The 19,123-nt window shown below is 62.7% G+C and carries 19 protein-coding genes and 2 pseudogenes; 12 read left to right on the top strand and 9 right to left on the bottom strand.

What is annotated here, in order from left to right:
- Nucleotides 1-18: 18 nt before the first annotated feature.
- The 4 genes and pseudogenes from FFS18_RS07135 to FFS18_RS17705 all read left to right on the top strand — a co-directional run.
- Nucleotides 19-708 (top strand): alternative oxidase, encoded by a 690-nt coding sequence (locus tag FFS18_RS07135; protein ID WP_054586753.1) that lies wholly within the window; start codon nucleotides 19-21, stop codon nucleotides 706-708.
- Between the two features lie 28 nt (nucleotides 709-736).
- The gene (locus FFS18_RS07140) at nucleotides 737-1,081 is read left to right on the top strand and encodes a DNA-binding transcriptional response regulator (RefSeq protein ID WP_054586752.1); all 345 of its coding nucleotides are present in this window, start codon (nucleotides 737-739) and stop codon (nucleotides 1,079-1,081) included.
- A 35-nt stretch (nucleotides 1,082-1,116) separates the two neighbouring features.
- A complete protein-coding gene (locus FFS18_RS07145; protein WP_054586751.1) occupies nucleotides 1,117-1,566 on the top strand; it encodes a globin domain-containing protein in 450 nt (149 codons plus the stop codon).
- Nucleotides 1,567-1,579: 13 nt separating this feature from the next.
- Nucleotides 1,580-1,765: pseudogene (locus tag FFS18_RS17705) on the top strand (group III truncated hemoglobin); the annotation flags it as partial.
- Here the strand turns inward: FFS18_RS17705 and FFS18_RS07155 are convergent.
- The 3 genes from FFS18_RS07155 to FFS18_RS17420 form a co-directional block, all read right to left on the bottom strand.
- Nucleotides 1,740-3,080, bottom strand: a complete 1,341-nt coding sequence (locus FFS18_RS07155) for an asparagine synthase-related protein (protein ID WP_137870336.1) — start codon at nucleotides 3,078-3,080, stop codon at nucleotides 1,740-1,742. The pseudogene FFS18_RS17705 and the gene FFS18_RS07155 sit on opposite strands and share 26 nt — an antisense overlap.
- A complete protein-coding gene (locus FFS18_RS07160; RefSeq protein WP_158213706.1) occupies nucleotides 3,080-3,670 on the bottom strand; it encodes a lasso peptide biosynthesis B2 protein in 591 nt (196 codons plus the stop codon). Before FFS18_RS07160 ends, FFS18_RS07155 begins: the two co-directional genes overlap by 1 nt.
- A 115-nt stretch (nucleotides 3,671-3,785) precedes the next feature.
- Nucleotides 3,786-3,926, bottom strand: a complete 141-nt coding sequence (locus FFS18_RS17420; RefSeq protein ID WP_158213705.1) for a hypothetical protein — start codon at nucleotides 3,924-3,926, stop codon at nucleotides 3,786-3,788.
- 441 nt (nucleotides 3,927-4,367) lie between these two features.
- On the opposite strand from FFS18_RS17420, the pseudogene FFS18_RS07165 reads away from it, so the two are divergent.
- Nucleotides 4,368-4,541 (top strand): annotated as a pseudogene (locus tag FFS18_RS07165) (NAD-dependent oxidoreductase); the annotation flags it as partial.
- Nucleotides 4,542-4,851: 310 nt separating this feature from the next.
- Here the strand turns inward: FFS18_RS07165 and FFS18_RS07170 are convergent.
- Both FFS18_RS07170 and FFS18_RS07175 read right to left on the bottom strand, forming a co-directional pair.
- Entirely contained in the window at nucleotides 4,852-6,015 is a 1,164-nt protein-coding gene (locus FFS18_RS07170) for a CaiB/BaiF CoA transferase family protein (protein ID WP_054590046.1), read from the bottom strand.
- Between the two features lie 143 nt (nucleotides 6,016-6,158).
- Nucleotides 6,159-7,316, bottom strand: coding sequence for an acyl-CoA dehydrogenase family protein (locus FFS18_RS07175; protein ID WP_054586703.1), 1,158 nt, complete (start codon nucleotides 7,314-7,316; stop codon nucleotides 6,159-6,161).
- A gap of 274 nt (nucleotides 7,317-7,590) precedes the next feature.
- On the opposite strand from FFS18_RS07175, the gene FFS18_RS07180 reads away from it, so the two are divergent.
- Complete coding sequence (locus FFS18_RS07180) at nucleotides 7,591-8,238, top strand: TetR family transcriptional regulator (protein ID WP_054586702.1); 648 nt, start codon at nucleotides 7,591-7,593, stop codon at nucleotides 8,236-8,238.
- Between the two features lie 127 nt (nucleotides 8,239-8,365).
- Here FFS18_RS07180 and FFS18_RS07185 read toward each other — a convergent pair whose 3' ends face one another.
- Nucleotides 8,366-9,781, bottom strand: a complete 1,416-nt coding sequence (locus FFS18_RS07185; RefSeq protein ID WP_088473837.1) for an aldehyde dehydrogenase family protein — start codon at nucleotides 9,779-9,781, stop codon at nucleotides 8,366-8,368.
- 217 nt (nucleotides 9,782-9,998) lie between these two features.
- On the opposite strand from FFS18_RS07185, the gene FFS18_RS07190 reads away from it, so the two are divergent.
- Nucleotides 9,999-11,249, top strand: a complete 1,251-nt coding sequence (locus FFS18_RS07190; protein WP_054586700.1) for an acetyl-CoA C-acetyltransferase — start codon at nucleotides 9,999-10,001, stop codon at nucleotides 11,247-11,249.
- A gap of 67 nt (nucleotides 11,250-11,316) precedes the next feature.
- On the opposite strand, the gene FFS18_RS07195 is transcribed toward FFS18_RS07190, so the two are convergent.
- Complete coding sequence (locus FFS18_RS07195; RefSeq protein WP_054586699.1) at nucleotides 11,317-11,694, bottom strand: EthD domain-containing protein; 378 nt, start codon at nucleotides 11,692-11,694, stop codon at nucleotides 11,317-11,319.
- Between the two features lie 106 nt (nucleotides 11,695-11,800).
- Between FFS18_RS07195 and FFS18_RS07200 the strand changes: the two genes are divergently transcribed.
- Nucleotides 11,801-12,793 (top strand): NADP-dependent oxidoreductase, encoded by a 993-nt coding sequence (locus tag FFS18_RS07200; protein ID WP_249340336.1) that lies wholly within the window; start codon nucleotides 11,801-11,803, stop codon nucleotides 12,791-12,793.
- 38 nt (nucleotides 12,794-12,831) lie between these two features.
- On the opposite strand, the gene FFS18_RS07205 is transcribed toward FFS18_RS07200, so the two are convergent.
- Nucleotides 12,832-13,668: an enoyl-CoA hydratase-related protein gene (locus FFS18_RS07205; RefSeq protein ID WP_120215217.1), complete on the bottom strand. Its 837-nt coding sequence runs from the start codon at nucleotides 13,666-13,668 to the stop codon at nucleotides 12,832-12,834.
- A gap of 101 nt (nucleotides 13,669-13,769) precedes the next feature.
- Here FFS18_RS07205 and FFS18_RS07210 point away from each other — a divergent pair, with 101 nt between their 5' ends.
- Nucleotides 13,770-14,663: a tyrosine-protein phosphatase gene (locus tag FFS18_RS07210; protein WP_171005254.1), complete on the top strand. Its 894-nt coding sequence runs from the start codon at nucleotides 13,770-13,772 to the stop codon at nucleotides 14,661-14,663.
- Between the two features lie 11 nt (nucleotides 14,664-14,674).
- On the opposite strand, the gene FFS18_RS07215 is transcribed toward FFS18_RS07210, so the two are convergent.
- Complete coding sequence (locus tag FFS18_RS07215; protein ID WP_137870337.1) at nucleotides 14,675-15,484, bottom strand: SDR family oxidoreductase; 810 nt, start codon at nucleotides 15,482-15,484, stop codon at nucleotides 14,675-14,677.
- A gap of 231 nt (nucleotides 15,485-15,715) precedes the next feature.
- On the opposite strand from FFS18_RS07215, the gene FFS18_RS07220 reads away from it, so the two are divergent.
- The 3 genes from FFS18_RS07220 to FFS18_RS07230 are packed head-to-tail and all read left to right on the top strand — an operon-like array spanning nucleotide 15,716 to nucleotide 19,090.
- Complete coding sequence (locus tag FFS18_RS07220; RefSeq protein WP_349304043.1) at nucleotides 15,716-16,756, top strand: NAD(P)-dependent alcohol dehydrogenase; 1,041 nt, start codon at nucleotides 15,716-15,718, stop codon at nucleotides 16,754-16,756.
- A gap of 13 nt (nucleotides 16,757-16,769) precedes the next feature.
- Nucleotides 16,770-18,320: an acyl-CoA synthetase gene (locus FFS18_RS07225; RefSeq protein WP_054586693.1), complete on the top strand. Its 1,551-nt coding sequence runs from the start codon at nucleotides 16,770-16,772 to the stop codon at nucleotides 18,318-18,320.
- Nucleotides 18,317-19,090 carry an SDR family NAD(P)-dependent oxidoreductase gene (locus FFS18_RS07230; protein ID WP_054586692.1) on the top strand — a complete coding sequence of 258 codons (774 nt, stop codon included), beginning with the start codon at nucleotides 18,317-18,319 and terminating at the stop codon, nucleotides 19,088-19,090. The genes FFS18_RS07225 and FFS18_RS07230 overlap by 4 nt, the downstream gene beginning before the upstream one ends.
- Nucleotides 19,091-19,123 lie beyond the last annotated feature (33 nt).

The following is a 19,123-nucleotide window of genomic DNA, read 5'->3' on the forward strand; positions in this document are numbered from 1 at the left end:
CGGAACGGAGATGTTCCAATGACTGCACCTTTCATCGATCTCAGCGTCCATCACAACCCCAAGGGCATGTCCGATCGCGTCGCTTATGGCTTCACCAAGGTCCTGCGCTGGTGCGCCGACACCTTTTTCGCCGAGCGTTACGGCCACCGCGCTGTCGTTCTCGAAACGGTTGCCGCGGTTCCGGGGATGGTCGGCGCAACGATCAACCATCTCGCATGCCTGCGCCGCATGTGCGACGACAAGGGCTGGATCAAGACGCTCATGGACGAGGCCGAGAATGAGCGCATGCACCTGATGACCTTCATCGAGATCTCGAAGCCGACGCTCTTCGAGCGGGCCGTGATCATCGGGGTGCAGTGGGTGTTCTATGTCTGCTTCTTCGCGCTCTACCTGATCAGTTCCAAGACTGCGCACCGCGTCGTGGGCTATTTCGAGGAAGAGGCGGTGATCAGCTACACGCATTATCTCGCCGAGATCGACGAAGGCCGCAGCGCCAATGTGCCGGCACCGAAAATCGCGAAGGACTATTGGGGCCTCCCCGCCGATGCGACGCTACGCGATGTCGTCCTGGTGGTTCGCGCCGACGAAGCGCACCACCGCGACGTCAACCACGGCTTCGCCAACGAGCTTGCCGGCCTGCCCGTCGGCCCGGTGGCCGAGTGCCCGCCGCACGTGACGCTGGAACCCAACTGGAAGAAGGCTGCCTGACCGCGGCTCCGGGCAACGGAGGAAGGACATGGACCACCCTGTGATACTCTTCGCGAGCGATCCTGCCCTTCTTTCCGCACTCCGGTTTTCGCTGACGCTCGAAGGGTTCGACGTTCGCGGCGACGCCGAACGCCCCACAAGCCGAATGTGCCTGGTCATCGACCAGGGTTTTCGCGGCGACGGACTGGCATGGCTCGCCAGCCTCCGCGCGGAGGGGAACGCGTCGCCGGCCATTCTGCTTGTGACGCACCCTGACCGCACCCTCCGCGCCTCCGCCGCGGCGCTCGGCGCCCGGCTGATCGAAAAGCCGCTGACGGGCGACGAACTGACGGACGCCCTGACCGATATCCTGACCTATCATCCCGCCGCCTGACAGCCGCGGCACCAATCGAGACAAAGGAACACAGCATGCGCACCGCCTCTCCCCATGCCATGACCATCGTCAAATCGACCGCGCCGGCACTTGAGAAGCATGGCGTCGAGATCACTACCGCCATGTACGCGCGGCTCTTTCGGGATCCCGCCATCGAGGCCCTGTTCGACAAGGCCGCGCAGAGCAGCGGCGAGCAGCCGCGACGGCTTGCCGGTGCGATCCTTGCCTACGCCCGCAACATCGACAAGCTCGCGAACCTTGGCCCGGCCGTCTCGCGAATGGTCGCGCGCCATGTCGAAACCGGCGTCAAGGCCGAGCATTATCCCTATGTCGCCGAAGCCTTGCTTCCTGCGATCCGCGATGTACTCGGCCCCGATGTCGCGACCGACGAGGTGCTGGCGGCCTGGGGCGAAGCCTATTGGATGCTCGCCGACATTCTCATCGCCGCAGAGGCGCAAGCCTATGAAGACGCCGTGGCGGCCTGATATGGAAGACAGGATGAGACTTGAGCTCTCGGAGCAGGACCTCACGAAACTCGTTCCGGAATTTTACGCGCGCGTCAGGGCCGATCCGGTTCTGGGTCCAATTTTCGATGGCGCAATCGACGACTGGGACGAGCATATTGAAAAGTTGCAGGCCTTCTGGTCGTCCGTCATGCTCACGAGCGGGCGGTATAGAGCTCGATGCTCTTTTGGGTTCGCATCAGATAGGCTGCATGAACGGTCTTTCCGGGCAGAATGTCACGCGGCGGCCGGAGCCAAGGGTGCGTGGCCCCGGCGGCCCGTGCCACCCTCGCGGCGTCCGGCTGCAGCCCCGCTGCGTTGAACCGGATCTGATGCCGTCCCCCGTGGCGGCGATGGCGATCCCAGGCATGGCGCAGGACCGTGCGTCGGTCGGCGCCGGTCAGCAGGCATATGTCGCGCAGCGTGGTTCCGAGCCGTGCGGACGGGCCCTCCGCCAGGACGCGATCGAGAAGGGGAATGGTGCTCCGCAGGCTGCACAGAACAGCGTCGCCGCCATTGCCGGTAAAATAAGCATCTACCGGCATTTCTCTGGCTAACCGTTCGTGGATCGCCTCGTTCGTCTGGCGCCCGATCGGCACGATCGGCCAGGGATGATTGGGCGCGGAGGCGCGGCCGACGTCGATATCGCCAATTTCGCGCTGCACTTCGCGAATATTGAGCCCGAGATGCGTCGCCATGGCCAGCGCATATCGTCGTTCGTCGCCATCGGCATCGGGCCCGAACAGGGTCAGACACGTCAGCCCGCGCGCGGCAGGTGCGGCGCCGGCGGCGACGATCGATGAGTCGAGACCTCCGGATACGCCCAGCAATATCGACGAGAAGCAGCGCGACCATGTCCCCGCGACCCCGCAAACGATGTTGCGCAGGTCCTCAGCGAAAGTCTCGAAGTCCTTGTTCGCGCGCGGCGTGACATGGTCCCATGGGGTCCACCAGCTCTCGAGTGCCACCTTGCCATCGGCAACGGCAAGGCATTCGCCGGCTATCAGTTCCTCGATCCCCTCGATACATGTGCGACGCCCGCGCGCGTCGCCGCTTGAAAGCACGCGCGCGACTTCGCCCAAATCGACGGCGCCGGAACCCGGCGAAGCGAGTTCCGTGATATCGCCGGCGATGCTTATTCCGTCGGCCTCCCGTTTTACGTAGCAGGGCAGCGCGCCGGACGGGTCCCGGAATATCGTCACCGCCCCGTTCCGGCCGATATGAACAAAAACATAGCCGCCCCAAAAATCCGTCAGCAGCTTTCGTCCTTTTTCGGCCGTGAGGACTTGGCCGGGGCACTCAATGGCAGGCGGCACCGCGCTAAATTTTTCGAACAGGCGACCAATGATGATGCTCCGCGCATCCACGTGCTGCAGCGGCTCGCGCGACCAAACCGCCACATTTCCGCAACTGAAATCAGCCGCACCGCGAGCTTGCGAGCGACGACGCAAACCATCCTCTGCGAAAGCGATCTCGATGCGAAATCCACCGGTCATCAGACCGCCAAGATCGGCTTGTAGCGAAGGATGACATCGAGCGGGTCGGTCAGCACCGCTTCGCCAGCCTGAACCCAGCAATGGGCAGCAAAGGGCAATGTCACGCCAAAGACAAGACGGGCGTCGCACCTCGCGCGCGCAAGGATCCGGCGCATCGCAATGCCCCGCTCGAGGCACCGATCCGTGGCAAGCGCGTAACGCCGGGCACGGTGAAACGCGGCGGCGACACGAATATAGGTCTCTTGCCGACTCTCGGGAGAATGTTTTTCGAGGCGCTCACCCATCCGCCGCGTGATCTCGAAAACCGGAATACGGCCAATGTCAAAGCGCGCTCGCCTTTGGGCCGCAATCGCCCTGAGGGTATCGAGCCAAGGCGTATCGGGGAGAGGCTGGTCGATGAGGCTCGCTGTGACGGCCGGCGGCAGGGGCAGATTCCCGATAGCCAATCCGCCAGCGGGACCGATGAGCTGCTGATCAAGCAGAACAGCCTGTTCGTCGTCGCTGGCGCGCTGGTCGAGGAAATGCGCAAAAGCTTGCGACGTCCGCCCCTGGATCAGGAAATAGCGGCCAGCAGGCAAGTCCAGAAACACATATTCGCTTTCGAAGCGGCAAAAGTGCAGCCCTGGCCGGATGTCGTAAGATGGGTCCATGCGATGGCTGTGCCAGAGGTACGGCGCGCCGCAGCGCGGCGCGCCGCCCTGAGGGTCAGTCTTCAGCGGTGATGCCGCCGACGAGCAGGAAGTGCTCGTTGGTATCTTCATCGCGGGGACCGACCGGTTCGATGCCTCGGGTCTCGACGCCGACGGCGCCGAGGTCGATCAGGTCACTGCTGTCCTGCTGTTTCATCACATCTTCCTTCCGAAATCGCGACCGAAATGAGTCGCACTTGGGAAGTTATGCCTCGGAAATTCCGGCCGCTATTTAATAATCTGAAAATAATCGAGCATCGTTTTCAAAAAAAGAGTGACCGCGCAAAGGAAACGCACATCGGGGCACGAACCGCTACCTTTAGCTTGCGCCTGGACATACGTAGCGGAACCCGGTCACACGCCTGCAAATGTGGCGTGACCGCGATCATGCGTTTGATCGGGAGATGTGCAACTCCAACTGGCACCGGAACTGGATGTATCTTTGCCGCACAGGGTTACGTACAAACGCCGAGGCGCGCATCGAACCTCGGTCCCGAAAACGCCTCTGCGATCATCAAAGGAAGCATGATTTCGGCACAGGCCCGTTTTGACAACGGCCAGTTGCGCGCGTCCTTTCTGACTACCGACGATGGCAAAGAACGCAGTGCTGCCGTCCATCATCGGTACGCCGGCGAACCGGGCGGACATGCCGGATGCTGACCTGAGCGACTGGATTTCGCCCCAGGCGGCCGCTCGCGTCGTCGCCTTTCTGCTTTCAGACGAGGCGGCGAGCATTACCGGAGCCCAGCTCAAACTCTCCATGGGGCAATGAGCCAATCGCACGGCGGTGTGCCGGTTTGGCCGGCGCAGCGGCGCGATCAAGCCGCATCGATCTTGCCGGGAGTGCGAGCCTTGCGCGGCAAGGTCAGAGCTTGGCGGCGATCGTCATCAAAATGGCGCCCCAAACGAGGAAGGTGACGGCGTAAACCGCAATACAGTCAGCCTCTTGGCGCAGTCTGGCGCGCATGATCTTCTCTCCTGCTCCTTGCCCCGCCCTTGTTTCGGGCGGTGGCTTCACACAATGCCGTCATCGCGCGGAATCTGGCTTCGGATGCGGGATTCGAGGCCCGCACCAAAAGCGGTCATCCGGAGATGGATCGGCGGATTTCTTCGCTCTGTTCGCCTATCGCCGGGGCGACCTTGCCGGCTCCTCCCAGCGATACGCCAAAGCGGACAGGATGCCCCATCCGGAAGCACCGTCCTTCGGTGGGATGCTCATAGGCTTCGAAGAAGCCGGTGGCGGCAAGATGCGGATCATTCATGATGTCGGCGAGGTCACGGACAGGCTGAGCCGGGATTTGCGCGGCATGGCAGCGCGCAACGAGGTCGGCGGTCGTGAAGCCTGGCGTCAACCTTGCTATTTCGCGGTAAAGGAGCGGGAGATTGCGCCCCCGCGCCTTGCGGGTTGCGAACGCGTCCTGATCGAGGAAGCCCGGATTGCCAAGCAGTTCGAATATCCGCGACCAGCTTTCGTCGGTGTAAGCGACGATGCTCACGTAGCCGTCGGAGGTCGGGAAAGGCTGGCGATCGGGATCGATCTGGCGAAAATAGCCAACCGGAGCATTGGGAGGGTCGAAGGCCAGACCGCCGAGATGCTCAAGCAGCATGAAATTGGTGAAGACCTCGAACATCGGAATTTCAACGAGCTGACCCTCGCCAGTCCGCATGTGATGGATAATGGCGGCGAGCACCGCGTGCGCCCCATGAAGACCGGCGACCTTGTCGGCGATCAGCGAGGGCAGATAGCGCGCGCGCGGATCGCCATCGACGCGGGGGAGAAGCGTTGCCGTCCCCGACGCTGCCTGGATGACGTCGTCATAGGCCTGTAGATCGGCATAGGGGCCATCCTGACCGAAGCCGACGCAATGCGCATAAATGATATCGGGCTTGATCGCCTTTACCGCTTCATAGTCCAAGCCGAGACGTTCGGCGGCTTTGCCCCTGACATTGAGAACGAACACATCCGCATCCGACAGAAGCTTCTTCATCGTCTCGAGGTCGGCAGCGGTCTTGAGATCGAGGGCGATCGATTGCTTGCTGCCGTTGATTGCCATGAAAGCAGGCGCCATGCCGTGGGTCGCGGCCGCCTTGCCCGACCAGCGAAAAGAGTCCCCGCTTCCCGGCACTTCGACCTTGATGACGTCGGCGCCGAGCTCAGCGAGAATATGGGTGCAATAGGGTCCGAAGACGACGGTTGTGAGATCGACGACCTTCAAGCCCGTAAGCATCGCCTTGCCGTCCGCCATTCCCATCATATGCTATTCTCGCTGCCATACCGTAAAGTCACAGCATTTTAATTACCCAATTAATGATGCGCGATCAAGCTGAACCGTCGCGCCTCCCGGCGTGACATGCGCCGAAACATGACGGCACGGAGCGCGACCGACGCTCAGCGAGCGGAGTCGATGGCGCGCCAGACCAGATTCTTCTGAATTTCCGTGGTCCCCCCGTAGATCGTTTGCGCGCGCTCGAAGAAATAGGAAGCCGTGGCGACCGCGGCAAACTCGGGAATGAGCGGCGTCGCCTCATGCCAGTCGGAACGAGAGCGATCGAAAAAGGGCGCCGCATGCTCCCCTGCCCGGTCGATATACAGCTCGGTGATCAACTGCGCGGCCTGCGTGCAACCGATCTTCAGACTTGCGACGGTGGCCGCATCGCTTCCATGCACAAGCGCCTTCAGAACCTGCTGTTCGAGCACCATCACCGTAAATTCTGCATCGGCAAGCCGCCGGGCGAAGGCGCGGTCGCCCGCGACCATCGTGCGGAGGGTCGCAAGGTCGCGCTTCTTGCGGCCAACATGCGCGTAAGAGAGGCGCTCATTCTTGAGAAGGACGTTTGCATAATGCCACGCGCGCCCCTCCTCCCCGATGCGGTTTGCGGCGGGAACACGGACGTCGGTAAAGAAGACCTGGTTCAGCTCATGCGCGCCATCGATCGAAACGATCGGCCGCACGCTGATGCCTTCGCAATTCATCGGGGCGCAGATGAGCGATATGCCGTCCTGCTTTCTTTCTTCGTGCGAAGTCCGGCAGAGGCAGAAAATCCAGTCCGCGATGTGGGCGCCGCTTGTCCATATCTTGGAGCCATTCAGAATATAATCGTCGCCATCGCGTACCGCCGAAAAGGCGAGACTGGCGAGGTCGGACCCCGCGTCGGGTTCCGAATAGCCTTGCGCCCAGAAGGAGCGCGACGAGAGGATGTCGGGCAGCCAGCGCTGCTGTTGTTCGGGCGTGCCGAACGCACAGATGATCGGCCCGATATAGATGAGGCCCATCGGAATCAGGTTCGGCGCGCCCGCCAGCTCCATTTCCTCTTCGAACAGATAGCGTTCGACCGGCGTCCATCCCGTGCCTCCGAACTCGCGGGGCCAGCTGGCAGCCAACCAGCCACGGGCCTGGAGCGCCTGCTGTGCGGCTTCATAATCCTGACGGCGGAGAAACTGACCGGTGCGAACCTTGTTCAGGACAGAAGGCGGGAACTCGGTTTCGAAGAAGCGGCGAACCTCGGCCTGGAACGCCCTGTCGGCGCGGCTGAACTGCAGGTCCATGGCCTCACTCTCCTCACTTTTTCAATTGCGATGGACCATCAATTAATCGCATAGATAATTTCAGGCAAGCGTCGCGCAGGCCATCTATATCTGGCGAACGCTGTGGAGGTTATCGCCTGGACCGGCTGGCAAATAGGACCAGCGCCGCCGCCACAGGGCGTGGGAATATATTGTTCAATCAATTAATTTACGCCATATCCGAACGGCTAGCCGCAAGCTGCGGCGGGCCGATTGCAGGGGATGGTCGTGCCGGGACGACCACAGGGAGTGACGAATGAAGGTGCAGATCGAGGCGGAAGGCGGTTCGTCGACAGCGGAGTCTCGCGAGCGACTGCTGGAAGCGGCGGGACAATTGATGGCCGAGCGGGGTACGACCGATATTTCGTTGAGCGAAATTGCTGCGCGGAGCGGGGTCAATTCTGCGCTGGTCAAATATTATTTCGGCAACAAGGCGGGCATGCTGATGGCGCTGCTTCGCCGCCGGCTGGGTCAGGGAATGGCGGACCTGCAGCAGCTGCTGAAAATGGATATTTCGCCGCAGGACAAGTTGCGCATCCACATCAGCGGCATGGTCAACACCTATTATCAATATCCCTATGTCAACCGGCTGATGCACGAGCTGGCCAACGAGCCGTCGGGCGATTATGGCAAGCAGATCGCCGAGGAAATCAGCCTGCCGGTCGCCAAGGCGCAGCGCGCGATTCTGGAAGAAGGCCGGGCCAAGGGCATCTTCCGCGAGGTCGATCCTCTGGTCTTCTATTTCATGATCGTCGGGGCCTGCGACCAGCTGTTCCATTCACGCCACCAGGCGCGACATGTGTTCGGCCTTGAGGAGATCAACGACGATCTCAAACGCCGCTACGTATCGGAGCTCTGCAACAACCTTATCAGGGGAATCTCGGCCGACCCGCGCGCGAACTGACGGCGCGCCGCCCCGGTTGAGCTGCGCGGGAAGGACGCAAGGCGCCGCGGCCCAGGCGTGGCGCCTCCAGCCGCAGCCGCACGATTCTGCCCCCTCGCGCCGAGACCGACGCCAAGCTCCGCTGGACCTATTTGGCGATCGTAATCGTCTGGGGCACCGTGAACTCGAGCAGTCCCTCCTTGCCGTTCTCGACGCCGATCCCCGATTGCTTGTGACCCGCGAAGGGCGTCCAGGGCATGATGTAGAGCGTGTCGTTGATCCACACGGTTCCCGTCTCGAGACGCGACGCGATGTCCGCTGCGGCCTCCGTGTCGGCTGACCAGATCGAGCCGCCGAGACCATATTCGCAGGCGTTGGCACGAGCGACCACCTCGTCGATGTCGCGGAACTTCAGCAGCGGGAGGACCGGGCCAAAAGCCTCCTCCTGCACCACGCGGCTATCCTCGGGTGGGTTGTCGACGATCGCGAGTGGAACGAAGAAGCCAGTTCCTTCGGGAACGTCGCCGCCGGCAAGGAAGCGCAGCCCCTGCTGCTTGGCGTCCTCGATGAGATTCTTGACACGTTCGAACTGGGGGCGGTTCTGGATCGGTCCGAAATTGCTTCCCTGGTCGAGCCCGTCGCCGACCTTCGCGGCGCGCGCGCGCGCGACAAGTGCATCCGCCACCTTGTCATACACATCTTCGTGCACATACATCCGCTTCGTCGCGATGCAGATCTGGCCGCTGTTCGCGAAGGCCGAGAAGAAGAGCTTGTCGGCCACCTCATCCAGCGCCACATCGGGCATGACAATTGCCGCATCATTGCCCCCGAGCTCGAGGGTCACCCGCTTGAGGCCTTTGGACGCGGTTTCCATGACGCGCTTGCCAGTCGCGGTCGAGCCTGTGAAACTGATCTTGTCGATGCCCTCATGCGCGGTCAGCCAAGGGCCAAGGCGATCGCCGCCGCTGATCACGTTGAACACGCCTGGCGGAAGATGCTCGCGAAGAAGCTCGGCCAACTTGAGCATCGTGAGCGGTGTAAAGGGCGAAGGCTTGAGCACCAGGGTATTGCCGGTAAGCAGCGCCGGTGCGATCTTCCATACGGCGAGATTGACCGGGAAGTTCCAGGGTACGATGCCCGCGACCACCCCGAGCGGGACGTGGCGCGTTTCGGACCGTTTTGAAGCGCTATCCTCGGTGACGGTAACCGGAATGTCCTGCTTCGATACCTCATTGGCCCAATAGGCGGCGAAGGCGATCTCCTGCGCCGCGCCGTCGAGCGGGCGTCCCTGCTCAAGCGTAAACAGACGGGCGAAGTCGGCCTGGTGCTCGGTCAGAACCTCGCCAATCCTGGCCACCGCGCGCCGCCGCTCCTCGATCGGTGTAGCACGCCAGCCGGGAAAGGCCGCGCGGGCGGCGGCCACGGCGTCATCCAACTGCTTTTCCGAGCAGTCGGGAGCTTTGGCAACGATCTCCTCGGTTGCCGGATTGATGACATCGATCGTCTCGCTCGACGAGACGGCCTTGCCGCCGATCGTCATCGTGAAGCTATCGAAAAAGCTCATCCGGATTTTCTCCCATCAGGTGGCCGCAAACAATTGGCTCTATTTAATCATTCAATTGATTATGCGACGAGGCAAGCGTTTTTTGCATGCAGCCTCGCTGCCGGTCGGGCTCCCGAGCCCTCCGTCCGCACCGACCAATTCGCTTGATCGAAGCGAGGGATTAAATTAATCGCTCGACTAATTCTGGATCGGACCAACTTCTTGCAAGGATGCTTTCATGACTGAAGCCTATATCATCGACGCCGTCCGCACCCCGCGCGGGATCGGCAAGCCCGGCAAGGGCGCGCTTTCGCACCTTCACCCGCAGCATCTTGCCGCGACGGTGCTCGCTGCGATCCGCGACCGCAATAATCTCGACACATCAACGGTCGACGACATCGTCTGGTCGACGTCGAGCCAGGTCGGCAAGCAGGGCGGTGACCTCGGCCGCATGGCGGCGCTTTCGGCGGGCTATGACATCAAGGCGAGCGGCACGACGCTCGACCGCTTCTGCGGCGGCGGCATCAGTTCGGTGAACTTCGCGGCGGCGTCGGTGATGTCGGGTATGGAAGATTGCGTGATCGCCGGCGGCACCGAAATGATGAGCTTTACCGCCAGCCACGCCGCTGAGCAGGCCAACGCCGGCCTTGCCCCCCAGATGATGGGATCGGGTCATGAAGCGCTCGACACGCTCCACCCGCAATCGCACCAGGGAATTTGCGGCGACGCGATCGCGACGATGGAAGGCATCAGCCGCGAGGCTCTCGATGCGCTCGCGCTCGTCAGCCAGCAGCGCGCCGACAAGGCGATCAAGGAAGGACGTTTCAGCAAGTCGGTCGTCCCCGTCCTTAACCCAGACGGCAGCGTTGCGCTCGACCGCGAGGAGTTTCCGCGCCCCGAAACGACCGCCGAAGGGCTTGCCGCGCTGAAGCCCAGCTTCAGCGGCCTGGCCGATTTCGATCTTGGCGGCGGGGTGACCTTCCGCAAGCAGATCAACCGCCGCTATCCCGACCTCGAAATCCAGCATTTCCATCATGCGGGCAATTCGTCGGGCGTCGTCGACGGCGCCGCGGCGATCCTGCTCACGTCGCAAGCCTATGCCGAGAAGAACGGCCTGACCCCGCGCGCGCGCATCGTCGCTTATGCCAATATCGGCGACGACCCGACGCTGATGCTCAACGCCCCGGCCCCGGCGGCGAAGAAGGTGCTCGAAAAGGCGGGGCTGACCAAGGACGACATCGACGTCTGGGAAATCAACGAGGCCTTCTCGGTCGTTGCCGAGAAGTTCATCCGCGACCTGGATCTGGATCGTGAAAAGGTCAACATCAACGGCGGTTCGATGGCGCTCGGTCACCCGATCGGCGCGACCGGCTCGATCCTGATCGGCACCGCGCTCGACGAACTCGAACGCTCGGGCGGCCGCTATGGCCTGGTCACCATGTGCGCCGCCGGCGGCATGGCGCCGGCGATCATCATCGAAAGGCTTTGACGTCGAAGCTTTGGCTGACGGATTGGAGCCGATAACAAATAGCGGCGGGCGGCGCATTCGCCCGCCGCTATCCATTGCTGATGATGTCGTGCCCCTGAACCCAGAAGATGGGCGAGTTGGGAAGGTCGATGAACCTTTTCTCGTCGGCGAGCAGCAGCCTGCCTGCGGCGCGTCCTGCCTCGGTCATACCCGCCGCTCGCACGGCAGCCGCGCTATCGTACCAAAGCTCGGCAATACCGTCGTAGGGCGGAAGCTCGCAGCCGCGGCCAGCCAAAGCACGGGTAAGCCCGTCGTCGTCAAGGGCGTGCGACTGGACATAGCGGCGGATGCCAAGCGTCTCGGCAACGCTGCGAACAAGCGGTGCATGTTGATTGAGCCAATAGTCCTGAAATTCGGACAATGTGAGAGCGGGCAACCGCCGCAGGCAGAATTTGATGGCAATCATGGTCAGACTTTCTTGTGAAAGGGTCGCCGCGCGCCCCGGATGGGAATTGGCTCTGGTCGCTGTCCCGCGCTTAAGGAGATAGGATATGAAGAACCGCCAATGGATATTGAAGCGCCGTCCGCAAGGCGCGCCTGGCGCTGCGGACCTGGAACTGCGGGAAACGCCCATAGGCCCGCTCGCGGACGGAGAGATATTGGTTCGCAACCTCTATCTTTCGCTTGATCCGACGAACCGGCTCTGGATGAGCGATCGCGACCAATATCTGCCTCCGGTCGGTGTGGGCGACGTCATGCGCGGCGGCACGATCGGGGTCGTCGAGGCTTCGCGCTCGGACCGCTTTCGCGTCGGGGACCTCGTCCTGCCATCGACCGGCGGTTGGGAGCTTTACTCGATAGCGAATGAGCGCGGATCGCGTCGTATCGCGCCGCAGGCTGGAGTTCCGCTGACGGCCTATTTGTCGGTCCTCGGGGCGACGGGACTGACGGCCTATTTCGGGCTGCTGGACATCTGCAAGCCTCGGGAAGGCGAAGTCCTGGCGGTGTCCGCGGCGGCGGGTGCCGTCGGCTCGATCGTCGGTCAAATCGGCCGCATCAAGGGCGCGCAAGTGGTCGGGATTGCCGGCGGCCCGGAAAAATGCGGCTGGCTTACCGAGACGCTGGGGTTTGATTCGGCGATCGACTATCGCAACGAGGATGTCGGTGTCGCGCTCGACCGGCTGTACCCGACAGGTATCGACATGAATTTCGAAAATGTCGGCGGTCCGATCATGGATGCCGTTTTCTCGCGTCTCCGCAAGGATGGCCGCATGGCGCTGTGCGGAATGATCTCCGCCTACAATGAGGACGGGCCAATGCCGGGGCCGCGCGACTTCGGGCGAATCCTCATGCAGCGCCTGACCGTTCGAGGCTTCATCGTGATCGATTATCTTCGCCAGGCGCCTGGAGCATTCGCCGACCTCTCGTCGTGGATTGCCGAGGGCCGGCTTGCCTGGAAGGATCATGTCGTCGACGGGCTCGAGGAGGCGGTGGCCGCGCTCGACCTGCTGTTTACAGGGGGCAACGACGGAAAGCTCGTCGTCAGAGTTTCGCCGGAGCCCTGACGCCTGACGCCTGACGCCTGACGCTGCGCACAGCCCCTTCATCGCATCGCTTCAAGTCCGACATCGCCTTCTGCGAACTGGAAGAGCGCCTCCGGCAGCACCTCGCCGGTGAGGCCAAGCTCGCCAAACCGGCAAGCTTCCGCGGCCAGCCTCTCCCGGTCTTCGTCAGTGGCCGTCAGGCGCAGGATCGCGGACACCGCGGCGGTCGAACGGCCGGCGAACATGCCGGCCAATTCGAGGGCACGATCGAGCGCACAGGGGACCACTTCATCGACAAGGCCGGCCGCCAGCGCCTGGCTGGCCGTCATGACGTCGCCGCGGAGCATGAACAGGCGGGCCCGATGGCGTCCGACCAGTCGCGACAGCCGCTGCGTTCCCCCTCCGCCGGGGAAGATGTCGAGGCGAATTTCGGGAAGGCCGATCGCGGTGGCGGCGGGCGATGCGATCCGCATGGTGCAGGCGAGTGCAATTTCGAAGCCGCCGCCCATGCACAGGCCGTCAATCGCGGCGATCACCGGCTTTTCGGCGGCGTCGAGCATCGCGCCGAGTTCGGCGAATGCGCTGGTCGCAAAGGCTTGCGGATCGACGCTTCCCATGCCTACGCGTTCAAGCGAAGTTGCAATTTGCCGGACGTCGGCGTGGCGGATGAAGATGCCGTCCTGACCGCCTGTGAGAATGATCGCTCGTGTTTCGGCCGCCGCGAGGAGGGGCCTGATCGCCGCGACAAGGTCCGCCGCACCGCCGTTCGAGACGGTGCCGTGCGGCGGATTGGCGAAGCGCACGACGGCTACGTCTTCGGCGCTTTCGACCTGAACGCGAAGCGGCTTGCCTGTCATCCGCGGACCTTTTCCATTGCTGATCCGGTGAGCTAGCATCCCCCGACCGGGTTGCACAATCAATTAATCAATCACATAATAAGGCTGGGGCGGGTTCTTCCGGTCTAGCATGAGCGGGGATGGAGCCCGGGCACCGGGCGATGACGCCAAAGTCGAAGGGAATGGCGTCACAGATTGGAAACCCGAGACTGGTTGATAAACGCGGCGCACGGGCGCACCTTTTTGTGGGATATCATATGACCGAGACTGTCGTGATCGAAGAGGACCGGCTGGTCGCACTTGCCGGCGGCCAGAACTTTCGGGAGGTCGGCGGCTATCCGGCCCGCGATGGCAGGGTTTTGAAGCGACGGCTGATATGGCGGTCCGCCCGGCTGGACGAGTTGACGAGCGACGATATCCGCAACGAATCGCTCGACGCGATTTCCACGATCGCAGACCTGCGCCTGGCCAGCGAGCGCGCGCTCCATCCGACCGTTCCGGCTTTTGCGGAAAAGCGCACTACCTTGGTCTGGGACGAGGGCGATATCGATCTTTCAGGCGATCAGCGGTTGTTTGCGCGCGACCTCAAGCCCGATGATTATGCCGAAGCAGTGCGGCATTTCTACCGAAGCCTGGCCGACAGGCACGCGACGCATCTCGCCAGCCTGTATCGCCATATCGCCGCAGGCAGCCTGCCGGTGCTCATCCACTGCTCGGCCGGGAAGGACCGCACCGGCATCGCCATCGCACTATTGCTCGATCTCATCGGAATTCGCCGGGAATATATCATCGCGGACTATTGCAAGACGGCCGAACTGCTCGACTGGAAACGCCTGACCGCGAGTGCGGCGGCGGCGGGCATGCAAGGAAAGTGGATGGAACGCCTGGCGCCCGATGCGCTCGAAATCCTTATGCGCGCCGATCGCAGCTATATCGAGGCTGCCTTTCGCGAACTGGAGTGGCGGCATGGCTCGATATCCAGCTTCGCGAAGGACGTCCTCGGCCTCTCGGATAGCGATCTTGGCCGGCTACAGGACAACCTCCTCGAAGGCTGAGCGGTCCTTGCCTATCGCGGCGGGACAGTGAGGGCGTCTGCCGACGCGTCACCGAGCACAGAACCTCCGTCACAATCGAGAATTGCTCCGGTGATATATTTTGCATTGGGGGTGCAAAGAAATACCGCGAGATCGGCGATGTCGCGCTTGACGCCATAGTCGCGCAGCGGAATCCGTTTCTTCAACGCCGCGGTCGCAGCCTCCGATGCGGTCAGCCTGCGCATGCCTTCAGTATCGCCGATCGGCCCCGGAGCGATGGCGTTTACGCGAACGCCGGTTGGCCCCCACTCCATCGCGAGCGTCTGGGTCAGATTGTTGATCCCTGCCTTTGCCGCGCCGGCATGCGCCTGGAACATCGTCGGGCGAATGGCTTGTCCCGCCGTAATCGAGATGAGCGACGCGCCAGGTTTGCGCAAATGGTCGAACGCAGCGCGCATCACGTTGAAAGTGCCCAGAAGGTCGATGTCTATGACCGTCTTGAATGCGTTTGCGGACATGCCAATCACCGGTGCCAGAAAATTTCCAGCAGCACCGGAAACGACGAAGTCGATCTCCCCGAACCGTTCGACCGTCGCAGCGAAGGCTGCGTCCACCGCCTCGAAATCGCGAACATCGGCGGCGAGCCCCATTGCGCGCGCACCACCCGGATCAATGCTCCTGGCGGCTGCACACACCCGCTCGGCATCGCGGCTTATGAGGCTTATGTTCGCCCCGAGTTCGGCGAATCGCTCGGCAATCGCGAGATTGATGCCACCTGACCCTCCGGCGACGAACAATGTCCTGTTCTTGAAAATATCCTCACGAAACGCGTCCCCGGCCACTGTCACTCTCCCTCACACTCTTCGCGTCAGCGCCCATCACGAGCATCAGAGAATTTCATTAGTTGATTGATTATTTTTTTGCCAATTGATAATTCCACGCGAGCAAGGATCGCCGCTGCCCCTTTCGACAATGGACGAACGGCGACGGCGCATGGGAGATGGAGCATGGCCAAGCAAGCATTCGCCGCGGTAGCCCGCACCCCGGGGGGGCGGTGGGATATCGAGGATATCATGCTCGAAGATCCGCGGCCGGGCGAGATATTGGTCCGCATCGCGGGCGTCGGCCTCTGTCATACCGACCTTGCCTTTGGCGGAAGTCTCCAGATCATGAAGGCGCCGGCGGTGCTTGGCCATGAAGGGTCGGGTATCGTCGAGCGCGTCGGCGAGGGGGTGTCGAAGGTGCGCCCTGGCGATCATGTCGTACTGACCTTCAACAGCTGCGGCGAATGCCCCCGGTGCGATGAGGGCCGGCCGGCCTATTGTGTTCGCTTCGCACAAATGAACTATGGCGGCTGCCGAGTGGACGGAAGCCGGACGCTCTGTGTCGGCGAAGAACCCGCAAGTGCGAACTTCTTCGGCCAGTCGTCATTCGCATCCTATGCACTTGCCAATGAACGCAACACCGTCCGCGTCGACCCAGCGCTGCCGATCGAGTTGCTTGGCCCGCTGGGTTGCGGTGTCCAGACGGGCGTGGGCGCGGTGATGAACTCGCTCGCCTGCCCCAAAGGCTCGTCGCTTCTTGTGATCGGCGCCGGCGCGGTGGGGCTGAGTGCGGTCCTCGGCGCCAAGGTCCAGGAATGTGCCACCATCCTCGTTGTCGAGCCGCGGGAGGAACGCCGGGCCCTGGCGCTCGAACTTGGTGCGACGCACGTCATCGATCCGGCCTCCGCCGACTTTGCGACGGCAATCCGCGAAATCGTCCCGGTCGGGGTCGATTATGCGTTCGACACGACAGGCCGGCGAGAGGTCATCGAATCCGCGATGACTGCATTGGCGCCGCGCGCGACCTTCGGACTTGTCGGAATCGCAAGCCCCGCCGACGATCGGCTGGGTCTTTCGATCAACCAACTGGTCGGTGCGGGTCATATCGTGATGGGCATCATCGAAGGCGATAGCCTACCCGATATGTTCATCCCCCGCATGATCGAGCTCTACAAGGCGGGAGAGCTGCCTTTCGACCGTCTCGTTCGCAGATATCCGCTATCGCAGATCAACGAAGCCATTGCCGACCAGCACGCCGGACGGTGCGTGAAGGCCGTGATGATCCCCTGAGAGGACGGACACTATGCATCCCTCGATCCATGCCCGCTCGACGCCCCACAAGCCCGCCCTGATCATGGCCGAAACGGGCGAGGCGCTGCGCTATTCCGATCTCGACCGCCGCTCGAACCAGGGCGCGCAGCTATTTAGGGCCCTCGGACTGGCTCCCGGCTCGACGATCGCGATGTGCCTTCCCAATTCGCCCGCTTTTTACGAGATCGCCTGGGCTGCCCAGCGTGCAGGCCTCTACTTCGTCACCATCTCCAACAAGCTCCAGGCTGACGAAGTCGAATATATATTGCGCGACAGCGGCGCCCGGATCTTCATCATTTCGGCCGCGCAAGGCGAGGTCGCGGCGGAAATCGCGCGGCGCGACCTCGATATCGACCTGTTCGCAACAGGCGGCCGGATCGCGGGCTATCTCGATTTCGAGTCCGAGCGCAGCGCAATGCCCCCAGTCCCGGTCGCCGACGAACAGGCGGGCTATGACATGCTCTATTCGTCGGGCACGACGGGACGGCCGAAAGGCATCAAGCCGAGCCCGATCTGCGGCGAGCCCATCGACAAGCCGGACTCGGTCGTCATGGTGGCGACGCAACTCTACGGCGCGTCGGCGGACAGCATCTATCTCTGCCCTGCCCCCATTTATCATGCGGCACCGCTCCGCTGGACGATGGCGATGATGCGCCTTGGCGCCACCGTCGTTCTCATGGAGCGCTTTGCCCCCGAGACGGCGCTCGCCGCCATCGCGCGATACAAGGTGACGATCGCGCAATTCGTGCCGACTCATTTCATCCGCATGCTCAAGATGCCGGAGGGCGAGCGCGCCGCCCATGACGTCTCGTCGCTGAGCACCGTGGTCCACGCCGCCGCCCCCTGCCCGGTCCCGGTCAAGGAAGCGATGATGGACTGGTTCGGTCCGATCATTCATGAATATTACAGTGGATCCGAAGGCAATGGCGGGACCTTCATCGGGCCTCAGGAGTGGCTCGCTCACAAGGGCTCGGTCGGCAGGCCCCTGACGACGAAGCTCCACATTTGCGACGAAGAAGGACAGGAGCTTCCGCCTCGGCAGGAAGGCACGATCTATTTCAGCGGCGGGCCGCGGTTCGAGTATCACAACGACGCTGCCAAGACCGACGAGTCGCGGCATGCGGAGGGATGGACGACGCTCGGCGACATCGGCTGGGTCGACGAGGAAGGCTATCTCTATCTCACCGACCGCAAGAGCTTCATGATCATCTCGGGTGGGGTGAACATCTATCCGCAGGAGATCGAGAATCTGCTGGTGACACATCCAAAGGTCGCGGACGTCGCCGTGATCGGCGGACCGGACGAAGAGATGGGCGAGCGCGTGATCGCGGTCGTTCAGCCCGTCCACTGGTCCGACGCCGGTGACGCGCTTGCGGCTGAACTTACCGCGCTCGCGCGCGAGAAGCTCAGTCACGTCAAGGCACCTCGTCAGATCGACTTCTCGAAAGCGCTCCCCCGGCTCGACACCGGCAAGCTCTACAAACGCCTCATCCGCGACGAATATTGGGCCAGGGACAAATCTGCCGGAGCCACATCGCGATGACCGCCGCGCCGAAGGATGCCTCGCTTCTCGCGGGCCAGTCTGCGATCGTCACCGGGGCCTCGTCGGGGCTCGGCCACCGCTTTGCCAAAACGCTCGCAGCGGCGGGTGCCGCCGTTACGGTCGTCGGCCGACGTATCGAACGCCTCGAAGCGCTGGTCGCCGAGATAGAGGCGGCGGGCGGCAGAGCGACCGCCGTCGCAGCCGATGTCGCTGACCCGGGGCAAATCGTCGAGGCTGTCGATAAGGCGCAGGCGGCTTTCGGAACAACCGGGATCCTCATCAACAACGCCGGCATTCCCGATGCGCAGCTCGCAACGCGCATGCCGCTCGATCTCATCGATCGCGTGCTCGACGTGAACGTGCGTGCGCCCTTCCTCTTCGCGCGCGAGGTTGCAACGCGGCTCATCGAGGCCAGGCAACACGGGCGGATCGTCAATATAGCCTCGATAGCGGCCTTTGTGGCGCCCAGGCAGGGTGCCGCCCTTTATGCGACGAGCAAGGCTGCGGTCGTGCGGATGAGCGAAGCCCTGGCGATCGAATGGGCGCGCTTTCATATCAACGTCAATTGCATTGCCCCGGGCTCGTTCGATTCCGAGATGATGGACGGGATGCGGTCACGGACCGGCGACGCCTTTATCGGCACCTTTCCGCGCAAGCGGCTGGGTTTGCCGGAGCAACTTGATTCAAGCTTGCTCTATTTGGTGTCGCCCGCCTCGGAAGCGGTCACCGGGACGATCCTCAAGGTCGACGACGGCCAGTTTCTGCGCTGACCGGAGGCTAACGCCCCCTCCGGAGCCAAAGCG

Source organism: Sphingopyxis sp. 2PD, from assembly GCF_005503695.1.
GTDB lineage: Bacteria > Pseudomonadota > Alphaproteobacteria > Sphingomonadales > Sphingomonadaceae > Sphingopyxis.